Annotated in this window: 6 protein-coding genes; 2 read left to right on the top strand and 4 right to left on the bottom strand. The window is 62.2% G+C overall.

The window, feature by feature from the left end; all coding sequences use genetic code 11:
- Both ABI546_RS11030 and ABI546_RS11025 read right to left on the bottom strand, forming a co-directional pair.
- Window positions 1-707: ScpA family protein (locus ABI546_RS11030; RefSeq protein WP_348046628.1), on the bottom strand; the 707-nt coding region annotated here is incomplete at its 3' end.
- 98 nt (window positions 708-805) lie between these two features.
- A complete protein-coding gene (locus tag ABI546_RS11025) occupies window positions 806-1,033 on the bottom strand; it encodes a DUF3460 family protein (protein WP_348046627.1) in 228 nt (75 codons plus the stop codon).
- Window positions 1,034-1,171: 138 nt separating this feature from the next.
- Between ABI546_RS11025 and bamE the strand changes: the two genes are divergently transcribed.
- The gene (gene bamE, locus ABI546_RS11020; protein ID WP_348046626.1) at window positions 1,172-1,693 is read left to right on the top strand and encodes an outer membrane protein assembly factor BamE; all 522 of its coding nucleotides are present in this window, start codon (window positions 1,172-1,174) and stop codon (window positions 1,691-1,693) included.
- 62 nt (window positions 1,694-1,755) lie between these two features.
- Here bamE and ABI546_RS11015 read toward each other — a convergent pair whose 3' ends face one another.
- Entirely contained in the window at window positions 1,756-3,426 is a 1,671-nt protein-coding gene (locus ABI546_RS11015) for a SulP family inorganic anion transporter (RefSeq protein ID WP_348046629.1), read from the bottom strand.
- Between the two features lie 238 nt (window positions 3,427-3,664).
- Between ABI546_RS11015 and ABI546_RS11010 the strand changes: the two genes are divergently transcribed.
- A complete protein-coding gene (locus ABI546_RS11010; protein WP_348046625.1) occupies window positions 3,665-5,428 on the top strand; it encodes a 7TM diverse intracellular signaling domain-containing protein in 1,764 nt (587 codons plus the stop codon).
- 25 nt (window positions 5,429-5,453) lie between these two features.
- Here ABI546_RS11010 and metG read toward each other — a convergent pair.
- The coding region (gene metG / locus ABI546_RS11005; RefSeq protein ID WP_348046624.1) for a methionine--tRNA ligase at window positions 5,454-7,498 on the bottom strand (2,045 nt) is incomplete at its 5' end.

Raw genomic sequence — 7,498 nt, 5'->3', positions numbered from 1 at the left:
AGCTTGCGCAGCACGATGCTCATGTGCTCGCGCACCGAGAGTTCTTCGCGGCTGATGACGTGGTGCTGGATCAGGCGTGCGCGCTTGACGATGTCGCGCCAGGCGTCTTGCAGGTCGACGATGTGAACGTCCGGAAAGCGCGGCTGCAGCGATTGTTCGACATACACCTGCGCGCGCAGGAAGTCGCGGCCGAACTGCGGCACTTCGTTGAGCTTGTGGGCGGCCAGCTTGATCTGTTCGTACTCGAGCAGGCGGCGCACGAGTTCGGCGCGCGGGTCTTCGGGCTCCTGGCCCTCGGCCACCTTCTTGGGCGGCAGCAGCATGCGCGATTTGATCTCGATCAGCATGGCCGCCATCAGCAGGTATTCGGCCGCCAGTTCCAGGTTGGTGCTGCGGATTTCATCGACATAGGTGAGGTACTGGCGCGTCACCGCCGCCATCGGGATGTCGAGGATGTTGAAGTTCTGCTTGCGGATCAGGTAGAGCAGCAAGTCCAGCGGGCCCTCAAACGCCTCCAGGAACACCTGCAGCGCATCCGGCGGGATGTACAGGTCGTGGGGCATGGCAAAGAGCGGCTCGCCGTACAGGCGGGCCAGCGCGACCTGGTCGATCACGGCGGGCATGTCCGGGCTCAGGGCAGCGCTCAGCTCCTGGCCAGCGGGTGGCGGCAGCTCCTTGGGGGACGGTGAAAAAGGGGTTTGGGACATGAAACAGCCGGGACGATGGCGCGTGGGTGAATGCGGGTTGCTATGAAAAATATAGCTGCTTGCGCTCGCCCAAAAAGGGCCGGAGGCCTTTTTGACCCTTATTTTCCGTTGGGGTGGCTGCTGGTGCCGTACACGTAAGGCTGTTGGGAAACCCGTGCCTCGCCGTATTCCGCCTCTTCGGTGCGGTTCAGGTTCTTGTCCCACAACAGCGCGCGCCCGGCGCGTTGCTCGGCTTCCAGGGTGGGCTTGTTGGCCTTGAGCTGGTCGATGAACTGCGTCGTATCGGAGGTGTAGTCGGAGCGGCGGAAGAAGTTGAGGAGGGACATGGGTCTAAACTGCCTGAAACGTATAGTTGCCTGATTTTACCGGGGTCTGCCTTGGGTCCATTGTTACCAACCTCCGCACCGGCCTTCAAAGGCTGTTCATCACCTTTTTCTCTTGTATCCATCAAGACGATTGCCTGTATGGGTTTGCTGTCGTTTGCCTTGGGCCTGGTGGGGTGCGATTCGCAGCGCATTGCCGAACTGGAAGAGGGCGTGGCCACCGAAGCCGATGTGCGCGCCCGCTTTGGCGAGCCTGAAAAGATCTGGGATGCGGCCGATATGGCCGAAACACCGCAGCCCGGCGCTGCGGCGGTGCCGGGCGCCCGCACCTTCGAATACAACCGCCAGCCGGAGGGCAAGGTCAACTACATGATCACGATAGGCGCAGACGGCAAGATGAGTGCGTTGCGGCAGGTGCTGACGCCGCGGAATTTTGAGAAAGTGCAACCCGGCATGCGCATGGAGCAGGTGCGCAAGATGCTCGGCAAGCCGATGAAGGTCACACCCTATGCGCTGAAGCAGGAAACCCACTACGACTGGCGCTACCTGAACCCGCCGTCGACGGCGCGCATTTTTACGGTGGTGTTTGACCGGGACCTGAAGGTGGTCAACACGGCCTCGGTAGACGACGAAAGCGCCAGCGCTTCAGGCGGCAATCGCTAAGCGCGATTTATTGAAGAAATTGGCTGCAGCCCTGGCAGGACGAGCGCCAGCAGCTCCTGTTTTTATAGCGTTTCCACTTTTCCCAGGAAGCCTGACCGCTCCATCACGGCCCGCGGCTGGGCATTGAGCCCGGCCAGCACCAGCCGGCCGCCGCGCAGCACGATGGCCTTGTGCAGTTGCTCCAGCACATCCAGCCCCGAGGTGTCCAGCGACTGCAGCGATTGCACGTCCAGCCGGACCACGAGGCCCTTGGGCGCGCTTTCCACCACATTCAAAATCGGATCGAGCTTGGCGACCGCGCCAAAGAACAGCGAACCGTAGAGCTGAAAGTTCGCCGAGTCCGCATCGCGGGAGACCTCGACCACTTGGAACAGGGTGCTCATGCGCCGCACAAACAGCACGCAGGCCAGGATCAATCCGACTTGCAGGGCGACGGTCAGGTCAAACACCACGGTGAGCAAAAACGTGCCCAGCATGATGAGCCGGTAGTGGCTGCTGGCCTGGCGCAGGTGGGCGAACTCGCGCCACTCCCCCATGTTCCAGGCCACGTACAGCAGGATGCCGGCCAGCACCGCCAGCGGCACATGCACGGCCAGCGGGGCGGCAACCAGCACCACCACCACCAGCGTGAGGGCGTGCACCAGGCCCGAGATGGGGGAGGTGGCGCCCGAGCGCACATTGGTCACCGTGCGGGCAATGGTGCCGGTGGCCGGCATGCCGCCAAAAAACGGCACCACGAAGTTGGCCACGCCCTGGGCCATCAGCTCCTGATTGGGGTCGTGGCGCGGCAGGCCGGAAATCTGGTCGGACACACGCGCGCAGAGCAGCGACTCCACCGCCCCCAGCAGCGCGATGGTGATGGTGGGCGCCACCAGCAGGCGCACCGTTTCCCACGAGAAATCGGGCAACGCGAACGAGGGCAGGGCGCGCGGGATTCCGCCGAAGCGGGTACCGATGGTTTCCACCGGCAGCCCCAGCGCAAAAGCAAAGGCCGTGAGGGTGACCAGCGCCACGATGGGGCCCGGCATGCGCGACGCCATGCGGGTCGCGCGCTTGAGCTGCACGCCTTCAACGGCCTGCATCAGCTTGATCAGCCGGGTGGTGAAGCCGCCGGCGCTGCGCGTGTGCGCGGCAAACAGCTTGGGCCATACAAAGAGGCCCAGCAGGCAGGCCAGCCCCAGCCCCAGTGCGTAAGGGTTGAAGCTGTCCAGGTGTCCGCCGATCACACGCAGCTGCGAGAAAAAATCGGCCGGCATCTTGGGCACCACAAGTCCGAGCAGGTCCTTGATTTGCGACAGCACGATGAGCACCGCGATGCCGTTGGTGAAGCCCACCACAATGCTCACCGGCACGTAGCGCACCAGCGTGCCCATCTTGAAAAAGCCCAGAAGAAAGAGCAACACGCCGGCGCAGGCGGTGGAAATCAGCAGGTTGGCCAGGCCGTAGCGCTCAAGAATGCCGTAGACGATGACGATAAAGGCGCCGGCGGGACCGCCGATTTGCACCGCCGAGCCGCCCAGTGCCGAGATCAGCGCACCGGCAATGATCGCCGTCCAGATGCCGGCCTCGGGCTTGAGCCCGGAAGCAATGGCAAAGGCCATGGCCAGCGGCAACGCCACAATTCCCACAGTGACGCCCGCGCCGGCATCCTTGAAAAAACGTTCGCGGGTGTAGCCGGCAAGCGCAGAAAACAGGCGAGGGCGGAATGGCGCAAGATAAGCGGGTAGATGCATCATGCCGCCGGATTGTGGTTCAGCCCCTGCCCTGGCAACGGCGCGGGGAGTGGACTGCCCACATGACTTTTTTCCATTGTTCGAATTGCCGACATTCGTTACATTAGAAGGTTGGTTAGGTCAAAATAGTTACTTTTCACGCGTCTTTGGGCCGAATCATCAGTGTCGCCCTGTTTTGATCATCTCGTCGTGTTTTTTGGGGAAGTGATTGGTTGGGTTTTTAAGTTTTTTGTCTGCGATGCTGCCGCGCCTGTCCGCCTGCCTGGCGGCTTTGGTACTGGCTCACGCCGCGGCTGTTGCACAGGAAGCGGCCGGCCCGGCTCCGGATCCAGCGACGCCTGTTGCACAAAGCATGCCGTCTATCGGCAGCAGCATCATTGGCCAGGGGCTCGTATTGCTGGACAACTCCGGCGCGATGACGCTTGAGCAGGCCCATAGCCGTTTTGAAGCCGGCGAAGGCGAGCCGGCCAGGCCCGACCAGATCATGCCTACCGGGGACGGACGTGCCCTGTGGTACCGCCTCGCATTGCCGGCGGTTAACCAGCCCACGCGGCTCATGCTCACGACGCCGCATCCCAACATGGACAGTGTTTCCCTGTACCGCCCCTCGCAAGATCCACAGAGCGCGGGTCAGTGGCAGATCAGGCGTTCAGGCGACCTGATCGCCGTGGCGCAATGGCCGGTGCGCCACCTGACACCGGCATTCGAGCTGTTGTTGCTGCCCGGCGAAGCGCAGCCCACCTACCTTCGGGTCGCCCATAACTACCCGATCAGCATGCACTGGGTTTTGTCCGACCCGGACAGTTTTCACGAGCAGTCCAAGCAGTGGCACCTGTTGCTGGGGGTGTACATCGGCCTGGTGCTGCTGATGGCGCTGATGAGCAGCTTCCACGCGATTTCCTGGCGTGATCCCATCCACCTGCTTTATGCCGGTTATGTGTTGGTCGTCGCGCTGGGACAGCTTTCGCTGACTGGCCTGGCGGGAGAGTTTTTCTGGCCCCGCAATGCCTGGTGGAACGACTGCGCGCCGGTGGCGTTGTCGCTGGCCACTGCCGCATTGCTGCATCTCCTGCTGCGCCAGATGGTGGTTGACCGCGAGGTGCCCTGGCTCTCCCGCGGGCTGCTGGTCATGACTTTTCTGGGCTTTGCGATCGTGCTGGCCTTCCTGGTTTTGGGGAACAAGTCTTCTTTTAACCTGGCCACGCCTTATTACCTCGGAAGCATCGTCGTCTACCTTTTCGTTTCCGCCTGGTACACCTGGCGCCGGCCGGGTGTGGGGATATGGGTGATGGCCGCGATGGTGTGCCTCACGGTGGGCTCCATCTTCCCCATCCTGCGCACGCAGGGCATGATGCCCCTGGGCACGGCCACGCAGTTCGGCGCGCAAATCGGTGCAGCCCTGGAAATCCTTTTCCTGTTGATGGCCCTGTACCTGCGCAGCCGCGAAAAGCGCGACAACCAGGCGCGCGTTGGTGCGCTGACGCGCGTGGACCCGCTGACCGGCCTCGGTAACCACCGCGTTCTGCTGCAGCGGCTGGATGCCCTGCTGGTGCGCCAGCAGCGTGACCCCGGCGCGGGCGCGGTGGTGCGCATCCGGCTGGGTAATGCCCTCGATATCCGGCAGGAGTACGGAATGGAGACGGCGCAAAACGCGGTGGTCCAGGCGGGCGCCTGCGTGACCAGTGTGGTGCAGGAGGGCGATACGGTGGCCCGCCACCGCGATGGCGACTTTGTGCTGATCTTGCAAGGACACTTGCCGCGTGCGGCGCTCACCGACATTGGCCAGCGGCTCATCGCCCGCGGACTGGCCGGCAACCCCAGCCTGCCGCCCAACACCGTGCTGCAGTTCAAGGTGGCCGTGGCCGAGGCGCCCTTCACGCAGGGTGACGCGACCCAGTTGCTCCACTCGCTGGGCATCGTGCTGGGCGAGCTTTCCAGCCGTTCAGGAACCGGCATGCGCTTTGCAGCCGGGACGGATGCCAGAAATTCAGCACCGGCTTGAAGCTGCCGGCGTTACGCCGCAAATTTCAGTGAATGCGCATGCCCGGCGTCGCGCCCGGCAAGGGTTCCAGCACATAAATGCCCGGCTGGGCTTTCTCATCGGCGTGGCTGGCGGCCAGCACCATGCCTTCGCTGATGCCGAACTTCATCTTCCGCGGCGCCAGGTTGGCTACCAGCACGGTGAGTTTGCCGACCAGGTCCTCGGGCTTGTAGGCCGAGGCAATGCCGCTGAACACGTTGCGCATGCGGCCTTCGCCGGCATCCAGCGTCAGGCGCAGCAACTTGGTCGAGCCTTCCACCGCTTCGCAGTTGACGATCTTCGCGATGCGCAGATCGACTTTGGCGAAGTCGTCAATCGTGATGGCGGGGGCCAGCGCCTCACCGCCTGGAACAGTAGCCTCTGCTATTGATTCAGGAGCTGCTTGCGCTTGCTCTGATTGGGCTGGGGGCTCAAACAATGCTTCAAGCTGCTTGATGTCGACGCGTTGCATGAGGTGCTTGTAGTCGCCGATCAGGTGGCCGACGCCCAGGCTGCCGCTGGCACTGGCAAACGTCAGTGGCTCCACTTTCAGGAATTCCTCCACTTGCGCCGCCAAGGCAGGCAGCACTGGCTTCAGGTAAATCGTGAGCAGGCGGAAAGCCTCAATGCACACCGTGCAGACATCCTGCAAGCGCGCGTCCATGCCCTGCTGCTTGGCCAGCTCCCAGGGCTTGTTCTGGTCGACGTAGGCATTCACGCGGTCCGTCAACAGCATGGTTTCGCGCAGCGCCTTGGCAAACTCCCGGCTTTCATACAGAGGCTCAATCGTTTCCTTCGCGGCGCGCAGGACTTCCAGCAAAGCAGCACCGTCGCCCGACACCTCGCCGAGCTTGCCTGCAAAGCGCTTGGCGACAAAGCCGGCAGCACGGCTGGCGATATTGATGTATTTGCCCACCAGGTCGCTGTTCACCCGCGCCATGAAGTCGTCGGCGTTGAAGTCGATGTCTTCATTGCGCGCATTGAGCTTGGCGGCCAGGTAGTAGCGCAGCCATTCGGGGTTCATGCCCAGGCTCAGGTACTTGAGCGGGTCCAGCCCGGTGCCGCGGCTCTTGCTCATCTTCTCGCCGTTGTTCACGGTGAGAAAACCGTGCACGAACACGTTGTCGGGTGTCTTGCGGCCGCTGAAATGCAGCATGGCCGGCCAGAACAGCGTGTGGAAGGTGACGATGTCTTTGCCGATGAAGTGGTATTGCTCCAGGCCCGGCGCTGCCATGTAGGCGTCGTAGCTTTCGCCGCGCTTTTCCAGCAGGTTCTTCAGCGATGCGAGGTAGCCGACCGGTGCGTCCAGCCAGACATAAAAATACTTGCCTGGTGCATCCGGGATTTCAATGCCGAAGTAAGGCGCGTCACGGCTGATGTCCCAGTCGCCCAGGCCTTCACTTTGGGTGCCGTCGGGGTTGGTGCGAACGCTGAACCACTCTTTGACCTTGTTGGCGACTTCCGGTTGGAGCTTGCCGTCTTGTGTCCATTTTTCAAGAAAGTCCACGCAGCGCTGGTCGGAAAGTTTGAAGAAAAAATGCTCCGAACTTTTGAGGACGGGTGTTGCACCCGACAAGGCGGAATACGGGTTGATCAAATCCGTAGGCGCATACACCGCACCACAGTTTTCGCAGTTGTCGCCGTACTGGTCTTTGGTGCCGCACTTGGGGCAGGTGCCCTTGATGTAGCGGTCTGGCAGGAACATGTTCTTTTCAGGGTCAAAGAACTGCTCAATCGTTTTGGTTTCGATCAGCCCGGCCTTTTTAAGGTCCAGGTAGATCTGCTGCGCCAGCTGGTGGTTTTCCGGCCCGTCGGTCGAATGCCAGTTGTCAAAACTGATGTGAAATCCGTCCAGGTAGGGCTTGCGGCCCGCGGCGATGTCGGCCACGAACTGCTGCGGCGTCTTGCCGGCCTTTTCAGCCGCGATCATGATGGGGGCGCCATGGGCGTCGTCGGCGCCCACAAAGTTCACCGCATGGCCCTGCATACGCTGGAACCGCACCCAGATGTCGGCCTGGATGTATTCCATGATGTGGCCGATATGGAAATTGC

Source organism: Polaromonas sp. (assembly GCF_039932935.1).
In the GTDB taxonomy this organism is placed as follows: domain Bacteria; phylum Pseudomonadota; class Gammaproteobacteria; order Burkholderiales; family Burkholderiaceae_C; genus Polaromonas.
The sequence above is the reverse complement of the archived record's forward strand: the minus strand, read 5'-3'. Positions and strand labels throughout refer to the sequence as shown.

Excerpts from the sequence above, each read along its gene's own strand:
- ABI546_RS11025 (WP_348046627.1), bottom strand. The coding sequence starts at position 1,033 with ATGTCCCTCCTCAACTTCTTCCGCCGCTCCGACTACACCTCCGATACG.
- bamE (WP_348046626.1), top strand. The coding sequence starts at position 1,172 with ATGGGTTTGCTGTCGTTTGCCTTGGGCCTGGTGGGGTGCGATTCGCAG.
- ABI546_RS11015 (WP_348046629.1), bottom strand. The coding sequence starts at position 3,426 with ATGCATCTACCCGCTTATCTTGCGCCATTCCGCCCTCGCCTGTTTTCT.
- ABI546_RS11010 (WP_348046625.1), top strand. The coding sequence starts at position 3,665 with ATGCTGCCGCGCCTGTCCGCCTGCCTGGCGGCTTTGGTACTGGCTCAC.